The 17,587-nt window shown below is 68.9% G+C and carries 19 protein-coding genes, 2 tRNA genes and 1 pseudogene; 11 read left to right on the forward strand and 11 right to left on the reverse strand.

What is annotated here, in order from left to right:
• Positions 1–89 precede the first annotated feature (89 nt).
• The 8 genes from FYX01_RS01915 to galU all read right to left on the reverse strand — a co-directional run bounded on the left by FYX01_RS01915 (position 90) and on the right by galU (position 6,848).
• Positions 90–704 (reverse strand): TetR/AcrR family transcriptional regulator, encoded by a 615-nt coding sequence (locus FYX01_RS01915; protein ID WP_150236863.1) that lies wholly within the window; start codon positions 702–704, stop codon positions 90–92.
• 333 nt (positions 705–1,037) lie between these two features.
• Positions 1,038–1,111, reverse strand: a tRNA-Ala gene (locus FYX01_RS01920).
• A 68-nt stretch (positions 1,112–1,179) separates the two neighbouring features.
• Positions 1,180–1,830, reverse strand: a complete 651-nt coding sequence (sepX, locus tag FYX01_RS01925) for a divisome protein SepX/GlpR (RefSeq protein WP_150236865.1) — start codon at positions 1,828–1,830, stop codon at positions 1,180–1,182.
• Positions 1,831–2,225: 395 nt separating this feature from the next.
• Positions 2,226–2,945, reverse strand: a complete 720-nt coding sequence (locus tag FYX01_RS01930; protein ID WP_150236867.1) for a GNAT family N-acetyltransferase — start codon at positions 2,943–2,945, stop codon at positions 2,226–2,228.
• 250 nt (positions 2,946–3,195) lie between these two features.
• A complete protein-coding gene (locus tag FYX01_RS01935; protein WP_150236869.1) occupies positions 3,196–3,714 on the reverse strand; it encodes a MogA/MoaB family molybdenum cofactor biosynthesis protein in 519 nt (172 codons plus the stop codon).
• The gene (moaC, locus tag FYX01_RS01940; RefSeq protein WP_150236871.1) at positions 3,707–4,216 is read right to left on the reverse strand and encodes a cyclic pyranopterin monophosphate synthase MoaC; all 510 of its coding nucleotides are present in this window, start codon (positions 4,214–4,216) and stop codon (positions 3,707–3,709) included. The genes FYX01_RS01935 and moaC overlap by 8 nt, the downstream gene beginning before the upstream one ends.
• Positions 4,217–4,514: 298 nt before the next feature.
• Positions 4,515–5,747 carry a molybdotransferase-like divisome protein Glp gene (gene glp, locus FYX01_RS01945; RefSeq protein ID WP_150236873.1) on the reverse strand — a complete coding sequence of 411 codons (1,233 nt, stop codon included), beginning with the start codon at positions 5,745–5,747 and terminating at the stop codon, positions 4,515–4,517.
• A 162-nt stretch (positions 5,748–5,909) separates the two neighbouring features.
• Positions 5,910–6,848, reverse strand: a complete 939-nt coding sequence (gene galU, locus FYX01_RS01950) for a UTP--glucose-1-phosphate uridylyltransferase GalU (RefSeq protein ID WP_150236875.1) — start codon at positions 6,846–6,848, stop codon at positions 5,910–5,912.
• Positions 6,849–7,018: 170 nt separating this feature from the next.
• Here galU and FYX01_RS01955 point away from each other — a divergent pair, with 170 nt between their 5' ends.
• The 4 genes from FYX01_RS01955 (at position 7,019) to mscL (ending at position 9,623) form a co-directional block, all read left to right on the forward strand.
• On the forward strand, positions 7,019–7,636 hold the full coding sequence (locus FYX01_RS01955; RefSeq protein ID WP_150236878.1) for a 5-formyltetrahydrofolate cyclo-ligase: 618 nt from the start codon (positions 7,019–7,021) through the stop codon (positions 7,634–7,636).
• Between the two features lie 182 nt (positions 7,637–7,818).
• Complete coding sequence (locus FYX01_RS01960) at positions 7,819–8,181, forward strand: FmdB family zinc ribbon protein (RefSeq protein WP_150236880.1); 363 nt, start codon at positions 7,819–7,821, stop codon at positions 8,179–8,181.
• A gap of 164 nt (positions 8,182–8,345) precedes the next feature.
• Positions 8,346–8,996 (forward strand): SAF domain-containing protein, encoded by a 651-nt coding sequence (locus FYX01_RS01970; RefSeq protein WP_150236884.1) that lies wholly within the window; start codon positions 8,346–8,348, stop codon positions 8,994–8,996.
• 222 nt (positions 8,997–9,218) lie between these two features.
• Positions 9,219–9,623 carry a large conductance mechanosensitive channel protein MscL gene (gene mscL / locus FYX01_RS01975; protein ID WP_150236886.1) on the forward strand — a complete coding sequence of 135 codons (405 nt, stop codon included), beginning with the start codon at positions 9,219–9,221 and terminating at the stop codon, positions 9,621–9,623.
• Positions 9,624–9,676: 53 nt separating this feature from the next.
• Here the strand turns inward: mscL and FYX01_RS01980 are convergent, their stop codons facing one another.
• Positions 9,677–10,783, reverse strand: coding sequence for a D-alanyl-D-alanine carboxypeptidase family protein (locus FYX01_RS01980; RefSeq protein WP_150236888.1), 1,107 nt, complete (start codon positions 10,781–10,783; stop codon positions 9,677–9,679).
• A gap of 419 nt (positions 10,784–11,202) precedes the next feature.
• On the opposite strand from FYX01_RS01980, the gene FYX01_RS01985 reads away from it, so the two are divergent.
• Positions 11,203–11,275, forward strand: a tRNA-Arg gene (locus FYX01_RS01985).
• Positions 11,276–11,354: 79 nt separating this feature from the next.
• Here FYX01_RS01985 and FYX01_RS01990 read toward each other — a convergent pair.
• Entirely contained in the window at positions 11,355–11,564 is a 210-nt protein-coding gene (locus FYX01_RS01990) for a tyrosine-type recombinase/integrase (RefSeq protein WP_223830264.1), read from the reverse strand.
• A gap of 367 nt (positions 11,565–11,931) precedes the next feature.
• On the opposite strand from FYX01_RS01990, the gene FYX01_RS01995 reads away from it, so the two are divergent.
• Positions 11,932–12,939, forward strand: a complete 1,008-nt coding sequence (locus tag FYX01_RS01995; RefSeq protein WP_150236890.1) for a sodium:calcium antiporter — start codon at positions 11,932–11,934, stop codon at positions 12,937–12,939.
• A gap of 320 nt (positions 12,940–13,259) precedes the next feature.
• On the forward strand, positions 13,260–13,667 hold the full coding sequence (locus FYX01_RS27205) for a transposase family protein (protein WP_223830271.1): 408 nt from the start codon (positions 13,260–13,262) through the stop codon (positions 13,665–13,667).
• Here FYX01_RS27205 and FYX01_RS02005 read toward each other — a convergent pair.
• A pseudogene (locus FYX01_RS02005) lies at positions 13,588–13,754 on the reverse strand (IS110 family transposase); the annotation flags it as partial. The gene FYX01_RS27205 and the pseudogene FYX01_RS02005 overlap by 80 nt on opposite strands.
• Positions 13,755–14,554: 800 nt before the next feature.
• Here FYX01_RS02005 and FYX01_RS02010 point away from each other — a divergent pair.
• From FYX01_RS02010 to FYX01_RS02025, 4 genes are all read left to right on the forward strand, one after another.
• Positions 14,555–14,857: a hypothetical protein gene (locus tag FYX01_RS02010; protein ID WP_150236892.1), complete on the forward strand. Its 303-nt coding sequence runs from the start codon at positions 14,555–14,557 to the stop codon at positions 14,855–14,857.
• Between the two features lie 39 nt (positions 14,858–14,896).
• On the forward strand, positions 14,897–15,676 hold the full coding sequence (locus FYX01_RS02015) for an ABC transporter ATP-binding protein (protein ID WP_150236894.1): 780 nt from the start codon (positions 14,897–14,899) through the stop codon (positions 15,674–15,676).
• Positions 15,677–15,796: 120 nt separating this feature from the next.
• Positions 15,797–15,973, forward strand: a complete 177-nt coding sequence (locus FYX01_RS25975) for a hypothetical protein (protein ID WP_190394143.1) — start codon at positions 15,797–15,799, stop codon at positions 15,971–15,973.
• On the forward strand, positions 15,970–17,490 hold the full coding sequence (locus FYX01_RS02025) for a hypothetical protein (RefSeq protein ID WP_150236898.1): 1,521 nt from the start codon (positions 15,970–15,972) through the stop codon (positions 17,488–17,490). The genes FYX01_RS25975 and FYX01_RS02025 overlap by 4 nt, the downstream gene beginning before the upstream one ends.
• Positions 17,491–17,587: the final 97 nt, after the last annotated feature.

A 17,587-nucleotide genomic window follows, 5' to 3' on the forward strand; every position in this document is an offset into this window, starting at 1 on the left:
CGGCTGGAGGGGCGCCCGGAGCCGCCGCCGCGTCCTCCCCGCGGCCGACGACGGGACCACGCCGGACACGGCGCCTGGGACGGAGGGCGTCAGTCCTCGCGGCGGGAACCGGGTGTCCTCGGGCCGAACAGCAGTCCGGCGCTGCGGCGGGTGATGGTGAGCAGGTCGGTGTCCTGGAACAGGCTCCGCAGGCCGGACCCGTCCAGGTTCCCGGTGAGGGCGAGCGTGGCGACGCCGTGCACGATCGACCACCCGGCGACCAGGGCGGCGGCCGCGTCCTCGGCCCCCCGGCCCTGCTCGGTCAGGGAGTCCACCCCGGTGCGGAGCTCGTCGAAGGCGGCCGTCCTCGCGGCGTTCAGCTCCCCGTCGTCCGTGCCCAGCAGGCTGGGGGTGAACATCACGTCGAAGTGCGCCGGGCGGTCGGTGGCGAAGCGCACGTACTCCACGCCCGCGTCCAGGAAGTCGCCGCCCGCCTCGCGGTTGGCCCGCAGCCGGTCGGCCAGCTCGTGGAACCCCTCGGTGGCCAGGGCGTTGAGCACGCCCTCCCGGCTGCCGAAGTGGTGCCGGGGAGCGGTGTGGCTGACCCCGAGCTCGACCGCCAGCGAGCGCAGGCTGAAGGCGTGGGGGCCCTCCCTGCCGATGGCCTCCGCCGCCTTCTCCAGAACGGCGCTCCTGAGGTTTCCATGGTGGTATCCGTCTGCCATGCCCTGGACTATACGGCGGCAAGTTACCGCCGCGAAGACCTCGTGGGGCGGCGCCGCCCCGGGAGCGGAGGAGTCGCGGAGAGTACGCTGGAGGAGTACCGGCCACCCCGCGACAGGGGATAGCCGCTTCGCCGGTGACACTCGGGGCTCCGGTCCGGAAACGACCGCCCGCCGCAGGGAACAGCAGCATCCCCGGATCGGAGCTCCTCCGGCCGTCCTGGTGCCGTCGCGAGGGGAAACACGAAGGGAGACGATCGGAGAACCTCCCGATCGCCTCCCATGTCCAGGGTCCCGCCCTGTGTCGACGGCCCCGGAGGACCGTCTGACCTTCGGTGGAGCTATGGGGATTTGAACCCCAGACCCCCTCGATGCGAACGAGGTGCGCTACCGGACTGCGCCATAGCCCCTGAAGACGTGAACCAGACTAGCAGGAAACCCGGGGTGGTCCGAACACGGTTCCCACCCCGGGCCGCGGTCAGTCCCCGGCCGCTCTGAGCCGTGCGTCCGCGTACTGGTCGTACACCTGGCTGTGCCGCTCCTTGAGGGCGATCACCTTGGCCTCCCGCTCGGCGTCGCGCCTCCGCTCCTCCTCGGCCCGGCGGGAGCGCAGGATGTCGCGGCGGCGGGCCCGCAGGACCGCCTGCCTGCGCTCGGCGTCGATCTTGGCCGCCTCCCGGAGCAGGACCAGGTGACCGGCGAGCAGCAGCACCGGCGGGACGGTCACCCACCAGGGCCCCAGGCCGAAGGCGACGGCCACGGCCGTGGCGACGTTCAGCAGGACCAGCGCGCTGGTGCGGCGCCGGCGGCGGGCGATGACGCGGGCGCGCGTCTCGGGCGCGCCCCGGTACCGCCCCGGGCGCGGTGCGTGCTCACGGGGCTCGGGCGCGCCCACGGGACCGGTGCCGTGCTCGCCGCGGCGGAGGACCCGGGTCTCGGTGGCGTCCGGGTCGTCCTCGCGCTCCTCGGGGCCGTCATCGAACTCCTCGCGGCCGGACGCCTCGGCTTCCTCGTCCTCACGGCGCTGGTCCTCCTGGACGACGTCCACGGAGTCCTTGCGCAGCAGCATCGGTACGAGGACTATGAGCCACACCACCACGATGGCCAGGTACAGAGGAGAGCTGCTCATCACCCCTCCTCACGATGACGGCCACTGGACGTTGATCGACACTTCGTCGATACCGCGCCGCGTGGGACTCCCGGGGAGGACGATGTTCCCCTCCGGGACATCGTTCCTGATCCTCCCCGGAACCGGGACGATTCCCGGTTGCCATATCCACGCGTTGCCCGCATCGTCAATGCGTCTATGTTCCGCACGGTACGACCCCGTGTCCATAAATGCGCCACATTCCGACCGGAGTGTCGCAAGATTGTGGACCCTCAGTTTCGGTCGTCCCGCACCGGGATGTGAAAACGCAGGTCAAACCTCGACTGCGGAGCGCAGCACCAATTCAACGCAAAGTAATGAATCAATGTCGCTAAAGTAGGGTTTAGGTTCCGGATGTATCCGTGATGCTGTCACGTTCAGTTCGGCCCCGGGTACGGGCTCGCCGGATCACGTGGGTCCCGACCGCCCTTCGGGCCTTGTGGCCCCAAAGCGGAACCAGGGCCGGAACCGGACTCAGCGGACGGTCCGGAAGGTGTTCCGTGGCGCCACCGGTACATCAGCCCCTGGGGGACCTCCTCAGCGGTGACCGCGTAGCAGATGTGGTCGCGCCAGGCCCCGTCGATGTGCAACTGGCGTCTGCGCACCCCCTCGTCGCGAAAGCCCAGCTTGGTGACCACCCGCCTGCTCGCCCGGTTCTCGGGCCGGATGTTGGCCTCGATCCGGTGGAGTCCGACACGGAGGAAGGAGTGGTCGACGGCCAGCGCGACCGCCGTCGGGGTGATGCCGTGCCCGGCGTAGGCGCTGTCGATCCAGTACCCCACCTGCGCGGATCTCGCCGATCCCCACACGATGGCGCCCACCGTGAGCTGTCCGACGAACCGGCCGTCATAGGTGACCGCCCAGGGCATGGACAGGCCCTGCCTGGCCTCCCTGCGGACGGCCTGGAGCATCGAGACGTAGGGGGTGAGCCCGGTGGTGCGCAGCGGCATCTCCGGATAGGTCGGCTCCCACGGACGCAGCCACTCCTCGTTGCGCGCGCGGGTGTCCCGCAGCGCGGCGGCGTCGCGCAGCCGCAGGGGCCGGAGCGCGACCAGCCCCTCCTGCAAGGTGACGGGCCACCCTTGTCTGCGATTCACGACCGTCCCTTCGATGCCCCCGGCACCGTAACCCACTGGTGCGACACCGGACACGGAGGTGTCGGTTCCCCGTCTCCGGTGACGGACTCCAGTATTCCACTCCCCGCGGGTGGCGTGTTGGTCATCACTCTGGCGGGGCAGGAATCGGATGATTCCTAACTCCAATACTTACGTACCGAAAACCCACGGCAAACCAAGGAATTATCAACGGACGGAATGCCCGAGATGTGATTCCGGTCATTGTTCGGTGTCATTCGGAACGGGCGTGGTCGCCGCCACGCAGTTGGTCCATGGCGTGTCCGAGCACCGGGGCCAGCACGTCCATGCCGTCGCCGGCGCCGCCCCGCGAGCCGGGCAGGTTCACCACGAGCATCCGGTGACCGCCGCGCTCGGCGACCCCGGCCAGGCCCCGCGACAGGACCGCCGTGGGCACGCCCTTGTCCCGCCCCGCCGCCCGCAGCGCCTCGGCGATCCCGGGGATCTCGTAGGACAGCAGCGGACGCGTCGCCTCGGGCGTGTGGTCGTGCGGGGTCAGACCGGTCCCGCCGGTGGTGACGACGGCGTCGAGGCGCTCGTCCAGGGCACGGACCAGCGCCTCCGCCACCGGCGCGCCGTCGGGCACCACCCAGGGGCCCACGACCGCGCAGCCGAGCTCACGCAGGCGCTCGGCGACCACCGGTCCGGAACGGTCCCGGTAGACGCCCGCCGCCGCGCGGTTGGACGCCGTCACGACCGCGACACGGGGCACACGGCCCCCGGGCTCACTCACCGCGCCTCCAGTCGCCCTTCCTGCCACCGGTCTTCTCCTCGACCCGCACCCGTGTGACCTCGGCCCCGGGGTCGATCGCCTTGACCATGTCGACCAGCCCGAGGGCGGCGGTCATGACGCAGGTGAGCGCCTCCATCTCCACCCCGGTGCGGTCGGCGGTGCGTACCGTGGCACTGATCTCCACGCCCTCGTCCACGACGGTGAGGTCCACGTCGACGCCGTGCACGGCGATGGGGTGGCACAACGGCACGAGATCGGGGGTGCGCTTGGCTCCCTGGATCCCCGCGATCCGGGCGACGGCCAGGGCGTCACCCTTGGGCACCTCTCCCCCGCGCAGCGCGGCGACGGTCTCCGGGCCGAGCAGCACCCGGCCGGTGGCGGTGGCGGTGCGTGCGCTCACCCGCTTCTCCGAGACGTCGACCATGCGCGCGGCCCCGGATCGGTCCAGGTGGGTGAACCCGGAGGGGTGGTCGGCCCCCTCCGGCTGTGGGGTGTCGGTCATCGGCCCGCCAACTCTCCGTTCGAACACAGGACGCGGCCGGGTCAGCCGCGTCATCACGACCGTACGACACGCCGGGGACGTTCCGCCCGGCGGTGAGGGCGTGGAGGCAGGGTGGCTGGTGGGAGGGGCTGCGGCCGAAGGCCGTCGGTCAGCTGACTGACCGGAAGTGTTGCCGGTGTGACGCGTGAGGTCCAAGCATGGATGATCTTGTACTCATGGCGGGGTTCGGCGTTCGAGACCCGCCATAAGTACAGGATCACGCGCAGGGGATGGGACTGTGACCTCTCCGGTCACAGCGCTAGGCGGGTTCGGGCAGGCGCAGCACCTGCACGGAGGCGCCCGCGGCCAGCTCGGTGACCTCCTCGGGCACCACCACGAACGCGTTGGCCCCGGCCAGCGCGGACAGCTGGTGCGAGCCCTGGTGGAGCGCCGGGGCCACCGTGGCGTCGGCGCTCGGGCCGTGCGGGGACTCCTCCAGCACCCCGCGCAGGAAGGAACGGCGCCCCGCGGGGGAGGTGACCGGCGCGGTGAGGACGGCCCGTGTGCTCGGCAGCGTGTCGGGGGCGAGCCCGCGCAGCCTGCGCAGTGCGGGGCGCACGAAGATCTGGAAGGACACGAAGGCGCTCACCGGGTTGCCGGGCAGCGTGACGATCGGCGTCCGGTCCGGTCCGACCGTCCCGAAGCCCTGGGGCTTGCCGGGCTGCATCGCCACCTGGGTGAACTCCACTGTGCCCTGGCGGGTGAGCACCTCCTTGACCACGTCGTAGGCCCCCATGCTCACCCCGCCGGTGGTCACGACGATGTCGGCGCGCACCAGAAGGCCCTCCAGGGTGTCGAGCACCGTCTCGGGGTCGTCACCGACGAAGCCGTGGCGGTGGACCTCGCATCCGACGTCGCGGGCGGCCGCCGCGATCATGAAGCTGTTGGACTCCCAGATCTGGCCGGGACCGAGCGGGCGCCCGGGCTCGACCAGCTCCTCACCTGTGGAGAGCACCATCACGCGGGGGCGCGGGTACACGGGCACGGAGCGGCGCCCGACGGCCGCCAGGACGCCCATCTCCCCCGGGCCGATCCGCACACCGGGCCGCAGCACGGTGGTCCCCTCGGTGACGTCGTCACCGGCGCGGCGCACGGCGTTGCCCACCTTGACCGGCCGGTCGACGGCCATCCTGGCCGTGCCGCCGTCGGTCCACTCGACCGGAACCACCGCGTCCGCGCCGGAGGGCATGGGCGCGCCGGTCATGATGCGGGCGCACATACCCGGCAGGACCGCGGTCGGGGAGGGGTCCCCCGCCGGGATGTCGGCGACCACCGGCAGCCGTACCGGGGTGTCCGGGGCGGCCGACGCCAGGTCGGAGGCGTGCACGGCGTACCCGTCCATGGACGAGTTGTCGAAGCCCGGCAGGGACACGGGCGAGGTCACGTCCTCGGCCAGCACGGTGCCGTGCGCCTGGAGCAGGTCCAGTTCGGTCGGCTCGGGGGCGGCGATCAGGTTCAGGACATCGGCGACGTGCTGCTCGACGCTCTTCACGGGGTTCCTTCCGGTTCGCGGTTCCTGTGGTGATGCGCCTTCCGCGCCTCGGGAGACGTGTCACGGCCCATTCTCACCACGTCCGGCCCTCCGTGCGACGGATCCGGCCCGCCGTGCCCCGTTGTTCCCTGATCGGGACTCGGTCGGGGACGCCGGGGCCCGTCAGGGGCGTCCGGCCTCCCGGCGGTCGACGAAGTCGCGCAGCCAGGGCAGCAGCTCCTCGGCGAGGTCGGGACGGCGGCAGGCGAAGTCCACCACCGTGCGGATGTAGTCGGCCTTGTTGCCGGTGTCGTAGCGGCGGCCGCGGAACAGGACGCCGTGCACCGTACCCCCGTCCTCGGGTTTGCGCCGGGTCAGCTCGCGCAGGGCGTCGGTGAGCTGGATCTCTCCGCCGCGGCCGGGCGGGGTCTCGTGCAGGATCGGGAAGACCGCCGGGTCGCAGACGTAGCGGCCGATGATGGCCCAGCGGCTCGGCGCCTGCTCGGGTGAGGGCTTCTCGACCAGGTCGGTGACGGTGACGACGTCGTCCTCCTCGGTGGGCTCGATGTCCGCGCACCCGTACAGGGACACCTGCTCGGGCTCCACCTCCATGAGCGCGACGACGTTGCCGCCGTGCTTCTCGCGGACCTCGATCATGCGGCGCAGCAGGTCGGCGGACTCGATGAGGTCGTCCCCCAGAAGCACGGCGAACGGGTTGTCGCCCACGTGCGCCTCCGCGCACAGCACCGCGTGGCCCAGGCCGCGCGGTTCGCCCTGACGGACGTAGTGCATCTGGGCGAGGTCGTTGGACTCGCGCACCGACCGCAGGCGCTCGTCGTCGCCCTTGGCCTCCAGGGCCTCCTCCAGCTCGTAGGCCCGGTCGAAGTGGTCCTCGATGGAGCGCTTGCTGCGACCCGTGATCATCAGTACGTCCTGGAGGTCGGCGGCGACCGCCTCCTCCACGACGTACTGGATCGCGGGCTTGTCCACGATCGGCAGCATCTCCTTGGGCGTGGCCTTGGTCGCGGGCAGGAACCGCGTGCCGAGGCCGGCCGCGGGCACGACCGCCTTCGTGACGTGTCCCTGGCCGGAGGATCGCTTCTGGTCGGTGGAGTCGCTCATGTCGGCACTTTAGGACAGTCCCCCGCCGTCTCGGCGTCCCCACACACTGCCGGCCCCCAAGAAGTTCCGACGGTTTCGGGAGGAGGGGGGCGAACCGCCACCCGGCGTTCACCGTGTGGGGCGACCGTCCGGGCAGGCCGTCCGGTCCGAGGCGGTGCCACACTTGGGCCATGGACGAGAACGAGCGGCGCGCGGCCAAGGGCCGCCTGCGCAAGGGGTTCCTGGAGCGGAGGCGGAGCCGCGGTCCCGAGGAGCGCTCCCGGGCCGGCTCGGCGGTCCGCGACACCCTCATGGACCTGCCGTGGCTGGCCATGGGCGGAACCGTCGCCTGCTACTACTCCGTGGGCGGCGAACCCGACACCCACAAGCTGGTGACGGCCCTGTGGAAGCGCGGTACGTACGTGCTGCTGCCCGTGTTCCTGCCCGGCGGCGACCTGGACTGGGCGGCCTTCGACGGGCCGGACACCCTGGCCCCCGCCGGGCACGGCCTGCTGGAGCCCGTCGGCCACCGGTACGGGCCCGAGGTGCTGGCGCGGACGGACGCGGTGGTCTGTCCGGCGCTGGCCGTGGACCGGTGGGGGACGCGTCTGGGGCGCGGCGCCGGGTGCTACGACCGGGCCCTCGTCCACAAGGGCCCGCACACCCCGGCGATCGCCCTGGTCCACGACGAGGAGTTCGTGGAGTCGCTGCCCGCGGAACCGCACGACCGTCCGGTGGACGCCGTGGTCACCCCCGGAGGCGGCCTGCGAGTGTTCGACGCCGGCGTGTGGCCGGGCGAACGGACCTGAACGGGACTGAATCGGGATGAAACCCACCCACGGAAGCGTTGTCGCTGGCGGTCGCGCGGCGACGATCCGGCATCGCGCCCCGACGTCCGTGTTCGGTGCCAGGCCCTGTCACGCCTCTGGTCGGCGAGCGCGTACTATTTAGCAGTCAACGGGCGAGAGTGCCAGCAAGGAGGACCCGAACAGTGCCTACGTATCAGTACGCGTGCACCGAGTGCGGCGCCCAGATGGAGGTCGTGCAGAGCTTCAGCGACGACGCGCTGACCGTCTGCCCCGAGTGCGAGGGACGCCTGCGCAAGGTGTACTCCGCCGTGGGCATCGTGTTCAAGGGCTCCGGCTTCTACCGCACCGACAGCGGAAAGAGCTCCAACAGCTCCGTGCTCACCGGCTCCGGCGAGAGCAAGGACGGCGGCGACTCCGCGGCCTCCGAGTCCTCCGGCTCCTCCGAATCGTCCTCGGACACCAAGAGCTCCTCCGGTTCCGAGACCGGTACCGCGAGCACGGCCAGTAGCACCAGCACCAGCGGCAGCAGCACCGCGGCCAGCTGAGTCGCCGGGCCGTTGACCGCCACCGCGCCGCCGAGTCCTCGGCGGCGCGCGGCATGTCCGGCCCCACGAGGCGGGACACGCCTCCGCGGGCACCCGGGAAGAAGCCCGGCCGGAGAGCCTGTGGACAACGCCCGGACGGCCTCTTCGCGGCCTAGCGTTGAACCATGGCCGAAGTCCCACCCCCCTACCGGCACCGTCGGATGGCCGTCCGCCTCCTGGACCGGTACCGGCGCGTCCTCGCCTCCCTCCTGACCGCCGTGGCGCTCGTCAGCGCCGTCCTGGCCGTGCGGCCCCTCCCCGCGCCCACCGTCCAGGTACTCGTCGCCTCCCGTGACCTCGACGCCTCGGGGCCCCTCACCGAGCACGACCTCACCGAGCTGTCCCTGCCCGCCGGCACCGCGCCGAGCGGTGCGCTGGCGGTCGGCGCCCGGACGTCCGGACTCCTCCTCAACGCCCCGGTGCGCCACGGCGAGGTGATCACCGACGCCCGCCTGTCCGACCCTCCCGCACGGCCGTACGGCCCCGACCTGGTCGCCGTACCGGTGCGGGTCGCCGATCCCGGTGCCGTGGCCCTGCTCTCCCCCGGCAGCCGGGTGGACGTCCTCGCCGCCAGCGGACACGACGACCTCGCGCCCACCCGTGCGGGTCCCGCCGTGGAGGTGGTCAGCGACCGTCCCGTCCTGGCCCTGCCGGAGGGGACCGGCCCGGGCGGGGAGAGGGGTGCGCTGGTCCTCATCGCCGCCACACCCGCCGAGGCCAGGAACCTGGCGGGCCACGCCACCGCCTCACGACTGTCCATCACCATCCGCGGTTGACCGCCGCCCCCGGCGGGCGAAGCCGGCCCGGCGTCGTCGGTCCTCCGCCGAAAGGGCCGCGTCCCGGTGCCGGTACGGGCACCATGGACGCACGGCGTCCCTTCCGGCGCCCGTCCGTTCGTGCCCACCCCCGCACGGACACGGTGACAATGACAACACCCAAGGTAACCGCCCCTCCCCTGTTTCCGGGCGGGGCCGACAAGTTCGATAGGGCTGTTCCCCATGCAAGGCTTCAAGACGTTCCTGCTCCAGGGAAACCTGGTGCAACTGGCGGTCGCGGTCGTGATCGGCGCGGTCTTCGCCGACCTCGTCACCGCGTTCACCGAGGGGTTCATCACCCCGCTGCTCGGGATCTTCGGCGGCGTCCCGTCCTTCGGCGAGCTCTACTTCGAGATCAACGGGAGCCGCTTCCCGTACGGCGCGTTCGTCGACGCGCTGATCTCGTTCCTGATCACCGCCGCGATCCTGTACTTCTTCGTGGTGCTGCCCGCCGCCAACGCCCTGGAGCGGTTCGCCAGGGCCGAGGAGAGCCTCACCCGGGAGTGCCCCCACTGCTTCAGCCAGATCAGCAGGAAGGCCACCCGGTGCGCCGACTGCACCAGTGAGGTCGCCCCGGAACCCGTCTGAGGAGGGGACCGGAACACACCGGGGGCGGTCCCGCTCGGGCCGCCCCCGAGGCGTCAGCGGGTGTACTCCCAGTGCCAGGGCTCGAAGGGGCTGGACTTGGCCCAGGCCGGATGGATCCACCCGAAGTCGGCGCCGTTGGTCTCCATCCAGTTCCAACGCTCGGACCTGTAGTTCTGGATGCCGCAACCCAGGTCGAGCGCCTGCCCCAGTCCGTGGTTGCTCGTACCGGGTACCGCCGCGAAGCCGGGTGCCACCTGCGCGTAGACGCGGTGCTGGTTGGGCAGGTCGCGGTAGGCGCTGGTGATGCAGATGTTCTCGCCGTACTCGTCCACGTACCTCGCGTTGAGCTGGAGGAAGTCCACGGCCGCGTCGGCCCGCAGCTGCTTGTCGTCGTAGAGGTCGCAGAGGGCGCTCCCCGGGAGCAGGCCGTTGGCGGCGCCCTCGGCGTTCGCGGCCGCGGCGGGATCGCAGTCGCCCGCGGCCATGTAGGCCTCCGGGTCGATGCCGCGCTCCTCCAGCTCCGCGACGAGCTCGTTCGTGGTCTCCTCGGACTGCTCGCGCAGCCGCTCGATGTCCGCCGCGAGCTCGACCTGCTCCAGCTGGGTGGTGGTCTGCAGCTCCTGTGCCTCACTCGTCAGCTCCACCTGCTCCTCGCGCAGGTCGGTGGCCTCCTGGATGAGCGCCTGGTTGTCCTCGGAGATCTTCGCCGCGTAGGACTGCATCCGCAGATCCTCGTTGAGCGACCCCGACGCCAGCACGGCGAGTATTCCGCCGTCGGGCCGCTTGTACAGGGTGCTGGCCAGCTGGGCCAGCGGCTCGCGCATCTCGTTGAGTTCGAGCTCGGTCTGCTGGAGTTCGTAGAGGGTGTCGACCAGCTCTTCCTGGGCCTCCTCCAGCGCCTCCTGGCGCTCGGCCTGCTCCTCGGTGGTCTCCTCCAACTCCTCCGAGGCGGCCTCCGCCCGCTGCCGGAACTCCTCCAGGCTGGCCTCGGCCGGATCCAGCGCCGATACGGGTACCGGCACGACGAGCAGCGCGGTGACGACCACGAGCGTCACCGCTTGGGCGAAACGAACGCGGTAGGACATCGCGAAGGCGGTCAGCACCCCGCTGCCACCCGGCACGCGGGACCTGCGCCGCGCCGCATCAGAAGTGAACGGCACGAATGATCCTCCGGCTGCTTTCTTCGAACACCTACCCGTGACCGCAAGGCAACGTACTACATGTCCACATACGGCCACACGAGACCGTTCCGCCGGACGGAGCGGGCCGTACAAGGGCTCCCGCCCACGCCACCGCCCCCTGCCCCCGCCTTCGGCGGAACACCTGGTCATCCCTGCGCGAGCCGAAGCCGCACCCCGGTTCCCACAGCAACCGAAGACACGCATGTGGTCATAACATGACATGTGCCATGAACAACATCACACCGCTCCAGGACAACCAATCGTAGGTCAGCGTACTCCGCCATACACGCAGAGTCGCCCAGTCACGCCCGGGAAGCGGGGACCGACACCCCATCCACAGCCATCCTGGGTTAGGCTTGGTCCCGTGGCGGGGGAGGAGATACCTCCGTCAGACCCATGGCTCCATAGCTCAGGGGATAGAGCACCGCTCTCCTAAAGCGGGTGTCGCAGGTTCGAATCCTGCTGGGGCCGCCCCTGTGACCTGGGGTTTCTCTCGAACGAGAGACCCCAGGTCGCTGATCTGGTCTCAGTTGTGGTCTCAGTTTCCGGGTCATCCCCATAGTGCTTCTCCCATCCGGTCCACCGCTCCGCGGGTGAGTTCGTTGCTGGCGTGGATGTAGCGGGCGGTCTGCGACATCTGCGAGTGGCCGAGGATCTGCCGGATCGTCCTGGGATCGATTCCCAGTGCCGCCAACAGCGTCCCGGCGGTGTGGCGACCACCGTGGACCCGGGCGTCGCGTACGCCGGCGATACGCAACACGCTCTTTCCGTCAGCCCAGCCCAAAAGCGAGTGTTTCGTTCCGGGACCACGGGAGCGGTGCATCCGGTGACCAGCAGGGTCACCAGAGCCGCAACCAAGGCGCGGTCTCCCTCATACGTCCTCCCCGGTCCAGCGTGAGGCGTTCCGGTTGAGGCTCCCCGTCGGGCATCTTTCAGCCGGTGTCCCCGGTTCCGGAACCGCCACGCTGTGCGGCTTCCGATCCGGGCGCCCCGGCTCACCGGCTCGGTGTGCGGTCGCCGCGTTCGCCGACGCCGGTCACGTGGATGCCGTGTGTGAACGGTGGCCACGGGTAGCCCCCTGTGCGGAAGCAAGGTTCTGGGCCGGGTGGAGACGGAAGGGATAACCGTTGTTGTGGGACGTGGCGGCGATCACGGCCGCGGCACTGATCCTCGTCGTCGGCGGGGGCCCGTTCACCCGGCTGGTCGACCGGCTCGCCGACCGCACCGGTATGGGCGAGACCGTGGCGGGGATCGTCCTGGTCGGTGCGGTCACCTCGCTGCCCGGCCTGATCACCAGCGTCGTCGGCGCGGCCCACGGTGAGGCCTCCTTCGCCATGAACAACGCCTTGGGCGGCATCGCGGCGCAGACGGTGTTCATCGCCCTGGCGGACATGTTCTACCGGCGCACGAACCTGGAGCACGCCGCCGCCTCGTTGCCCAACCTCCTCGCACCGATCGGGCTCTGCATCATGTTCGGCGTGGTCCTGGTGGCCGGGGCGGGGCCGCCGCTGAGTGTCCTGGGCGTACACCCCGCCTCGGCTCTGCTCGTGGCCTGCTACCTGTACTGGCTGTGGCTCTCACGCAAGGTCCGCGCCGAACCCATGTGGCGGGTGGAGCACACCCGCAACACCCAGACCGACGAACCGGATCCGTCCGGCGGCGGCGAGGACGAGTCTCTTGCGGGTATGTGGGTGAAGTTCGCGGCGCTCGCCTGCGTAGTGGCCGCCACCGGTTACGTCGTGGGTGAGACCGGGTTGTCGTTGGCCGAGCGAACGGGGATGTCGGAGGGACTGGTCGGGGCGCTGATCACCGGTGTGGTCACTTCCCTGCCCGAGCTCGTGACGGTGCTGTACGCGGTCCGCATCCGCGCCCTGCACCTGGCCCTCGGGGACATCATCGGCGGCAACGGCTTCGACGTGCTCTTCCTCGCCGCCTCCGACCTGGCCTACCGGGAGGGGCCCCTCTACGCCGCGATGGACGCCCGGGTGGTGCTGCTCATCGGCCTGGGCATCGTGCTCAACCTCCTGGTCGCCGCGGGACTCATCCGCCGCCAGGAATCTGGGATCGGCTTCGAGGGAATCGCCCTGCTCGCCTTCTACGCGGCCGGAACGGTCATGCTGATCTCCCTCGGGTGAACACGCGTGACACGTGCCGAGTCCGGTGGAGCCATGCTCTTACGAGTTGGTGCGCGATAACGGGTGAGGCTTCACCGGAGGGCCGTGGCATCCTCCGGTCGTGACGGTCAAGGTCAATCGTGCGGTCCTGGCCCATGCCTGGCCCGCTGGCATCTCCCAGCACCACCTGGCCGCGCTCACCGAGGAGCTGCCCGCCCCTGGGAAGCGGTAGTCCAAGACTGCCGGTACCGGGTCCGGGGTAGTGAAAGGAAGCGGGCCGCCGGGGCGGGCGCCCGGCACCGTTTGGTCTTCGCCGACCGCCTGGTGGCCCCCTGATCCATCTGCGCCACGACCTGCCGCACGCGGTCCTGGGCCTGCTGTTCGGGGTGGGTCGGTCCACCGTCACACGGGCCGTGGGCCAGGTCCGCGCTCTGTCGGCCGAGCGGGGACGCGCGGCCCCACGCGGGTCGGGGCGTGCGTCTGCGCACCTTGGAGGACGCCTTTCGCCTACGCCCAGACCGAGGATGTGGAGCTGTGGTTGGACGCCGCCGAGGTCCAGGTGCGCCGGCCCCAGCGGGTCGGAGCAGGCGGCGGGCGTTCGTCTCGGGCAAGAAGAAGCAGATTCCCAAGGAAGTTGCCAACCCGGAACGGTTACCGAGCGTGAGCGGTTCAGGCCGCCGGGGCCAGATTCGCGGCTGGCGCCGTCACGTAGGGCCGTCCGTCGCGCAGCATCGCCCAGAGCACGTTGAGCCTGCGCCTGGCAAGCGCGATGACGGCCTGCTTACGGGGCCCTTGCCTTCGGCCCTCTTGCGCTCGTAGAACGCTTTCGAGGTCGGGCGTCACCCCTACGACCCACCGGGCGAAGCACTGTGGTCATGCGAGTTCATCGCGGACCGCCAGGGCGCGCACAAGTGGCAGGCGGAGGGCCTCACCCTCCCGGTCCCGTCCTCCTGACGACCTCCACCCAGCCGCTGCGGCCTACGACGGCGGCCTGGCACCGTTGGTGACATCGCGTGTCGCGAGCGGTGACGTTCTCCAATTCTGGCACTGATCTTGTGGTTCTCTCACGAAGGACCACGGAGACCTGTGTCCCCTGAGCCACGTGCGCCCTTCATGAGGTCGATGAAGTACTCCCTGCGTCTACTCCGTCTGAGCCACGGACCGTGACGAACCACAAGATCAGTGCCAGAACCCGTTCTCATGTCGCTCAGCATTCGCGGCGGTCGGCGACCAACTGGGCGCAGGAATTGAATCGGGAGTTGGCGGTGGGCCATATCCGCTCGGCCGCGAGCTTACTCATATCCGCCGACCAGGCCATCGATCCTTTCAGGAGGTACTTGGCTCGCCCCTTTGCCAAGTCAAGCCGGTCTAGCTGACCGGATGTGGACAACCACGATCTTGTTTTCAGGCTTAGCTCTAATGCCTGCCATGATGACAAGAGCCCACACCCAGGGTAAATTACCCTGGGTTACTTGATGTCTAGAAAATTACATTGATAGCGTCGCAGAAGCGCGTGAGGAGAACCGGTTCTTCTCACGTAGGTGGTGGTTTCGTTCCGGTCGCAACCTCCGCCACCCACGGTCGATCGTGCAGATATTAAAGAATACGGTGATTTACTGAGGATCAGGAGAACACCTTGAAGGTCAAGGACCGCGCGGCGAACGCCGCGGATTGGTCGCTCAACGCGGCCTCGAATGTGGCTGCATCCATTCCTGTTCGGGGGGCCGGACGAGTCGCGGGCGCTCTGCAGGGCACTCGCGCCAACGACGCTCCCGTGGTCGTAGTGATCCTGGCCGCCGCGGCGTTCGTGGCGATGATTCTCGCTATGGGACTCATCGCGGCCTGGACAGCCGTCTGCGTGAATAGGGGAATGTACCCGGCGTTCGACCAGCCGCCGATCGACCAGGGTGGAACCTGGAAGATTTACTGCGTTGATTAGTTGAGCACGTACCGTCGATGATGTCGTAGACGAGGAGGCATGTTGTTGTCCCAACCGAGTGCCTTGCTGCAGGTTGCACGGGTCTCCAAGCGTTACCGCAAGACCCTTGCGCTCCACGAGGTCTCCTTCGATCTGGCTTCGGGCGGAATCTACGGTCTGCTCGGCCCCAACGGGTCCGGGAAGACGACATGCCTCCACCTCATCACCGGCCTCATCCAGCCCACCCGAGGCACCATCACCTTGGGCGGGATTGCTGTCCAGGACAAAAGAAGCCGCTTTCTGCTCGGATTCGCTCCCGATGATCTACCTCTACCGGCTTCTTTGACCGGTAGGGAGTACTTGGACCTGCACGATCGCCTCCGTGGTCGTGATGACCGCCACAGAGCTCAGGCCTTGGCCGCGGCGTTGGGTATCGACGACGATCTGCACCGACAGATCTCGGAGTACTCGCATGGCATGAAACGGAAAATTCAGATTATCGCGGCCGCCATGCACCGCCCCGAACTATTGATCCTCGATGAGCCCTTTCGCGGTCTGGATCCTGACTCAGCGTTCGTCCTACGCGATCTCATGGAGTCCTTCACCGCCTCGGGACGAACTATCCTCATCGCCACGCACGACATGCTGCGTGCCGAACGCGACTGCCGCACAGTTTTTATCCTGCACAAGGGAGAACTGCTAGATTCCGGTCCGCCGGTGGGGCTGAGGAAAAAATACGGAGCCAGCGACATGGAAACGGTCTTCCTTGAGGCTACCGGAGTCATTGGTGGACGCCAAGACAGACTTGACATGATCGGCTCCATATTTGCACATGAGTGAAGGAGAAAAATGGTTGTACGTGCAATTTCTGGAGCTGTAATCGGGGCCTTCATCGGCTTCTTTGTCACCGTGATCGCGATCGTATCCACCATCGCGATGGCGTTCTTTACAGAATCGACCATGGGAATTCCCTACGTAATCGAGTCCTCTTTCCAGGAGTCGGGAGGGCTCCCTGAGCTGTACTTCACCCCCAACTATCCGGGGATGCTGGGCGTGGTCATCTTCTTCGGGGCATTGGCGATGGCCTACGGCATCTCCACAGGGCGCGGGCGACACAAGAGCGGCCTGGCCCGGTGAGCACAGCCAGAGCCGCTATGGCGGTGGCGCCGATCGTGCTGAGGGCGTGGGGGCGAGAGATCGCCGCGGTCTTCGGTGCGCGCGAACGCACGGTCATGCTGGCGTGCGTCGCCCTGTTCATGGGTGCAGGGTTGTCGGGGGCCCTGCTGGCGTGGCTCTTCGGCATGCTTCCCGGTGACACCACAGCCATCCCCGGGCCCGTGAGGTACGGGTTGTTGCGCATGGTCCTGGCTAGCACCGTGCTTAGCTCAGCACTGTTGATGATCGTCTTTTGTCTACTGGCCCCCCAACGCACAACTCTGGCCGCGTTGATTGAGCTGTTGCCGGTCACACGCGCCGGGGCGGTGGCCGGGCTCAACCTACCGTTGGTGGGGCTGTCCTTCCTGCTCGCGCTCACCTTCAGTGCCCCCAGCTTTGTCATGGTGGCCCAGCTTCTGGGATCAGCTGCAATGGTCGTGTTCGGTATCGTGATGTTCGCCGTGCTGGTCGCACTGGTCAAGGTGATGACCTTCTCGCTCTTCATGATCACCTTCGAGGTAGGGCGCCGGTTCGTGCGGCTTCCCTCGCAGTACGCGCTGACCGTGGCTGCCGTCTTCAGCTGCGGTTGCGTGGTGGCCCTGAGCGCGCACGACCTGTGGCCTACCCCGGAGCTGCTGACAGGTCAGACCACCGCGTGGTGGCACGCCTGGACTCCGTCGGGATCTTTCGCTCTGACCCTGGCCACTGCGGCCAACCTGGCCAACCTTCCGATGACGCCGATAGCAGCCGTAGCCGGGTGGACCGGCGCGGTTGTTGCACTGTTCCTCCTGGCCGGGCAGTTGCTACGCACTGAACATGTGAGCCCTTCGATCCGGTTGCTGGTAGGGATGCCGGTTCCGCGTACCCGGCTGGCTGCCCAGGCCTGGTTTGAAGCGCTGATCCTGTTGCGCACCCCGCAGTTCTCCATCATGACTGTGCTGATCGTGGCGATAACGGTCGCCGTGGCCCTGTGGGTTCCAGGCCAGGACGACTCGGCCCTGTTCGATGCGGTGCTGGGTGCCTTGGTCATGGCTCCGATGCTGGTGTGTATGCAGTCGGTGGGGCTGACCCTGCGCACTCATTGGCTGGCCCGGCACCTGCTCGCCACCTCAAACTCCTGGGCACTGCCCAAGGCGTTGGGCACCCTGGTCGCCTCGGCCCCGGTTTCGATCTTGGTGCTTCTGATCCTGGGAGTCTCCGGCCTGCTCGGCATGGACCAGGTGCCCACGATGGGCGCGGGTGCACTCGCAGCGTGGGGAGCGGCCCTGCTGGGGGGCGCCCTGGTCCCCTACAGCGAAGCCCAGCCCCTCTCCGCTGGCCTGACGGGGTTCACGGTGATGATCTTGTTCTTAGGCGTGGCCGGAGGGCTCGAATGGTTCTTGGATGGCATATCCCTCATCAACGTGCCCCTGGCTTCCCTGCTGGCTCTGGGTGTTTTTGTGCTCGGGTACGCCTTGGTGGTGCGACGGGTGGCAGACGATGACACATCCCGTATCTAAGAACGTAGTGATGCCCACCCAGGGAGTGCGTGTCGTTGGCCCGTTCTGGGACCACCCAGGCCTGGGATTACGTATCCCCGCCCCACCTCGCACCGTC

This window comes from Nocardiopsis quinghaiensis, from assembly GCF_008638365.1.
Classification (GTDB): domain Bacteria; phylum Actinomycetota; class Actinomycetes; order Streptosporangiales; family Streptosporangiaceae; genus Nocardiopsis; species Nocardiopsis quinghaiensis.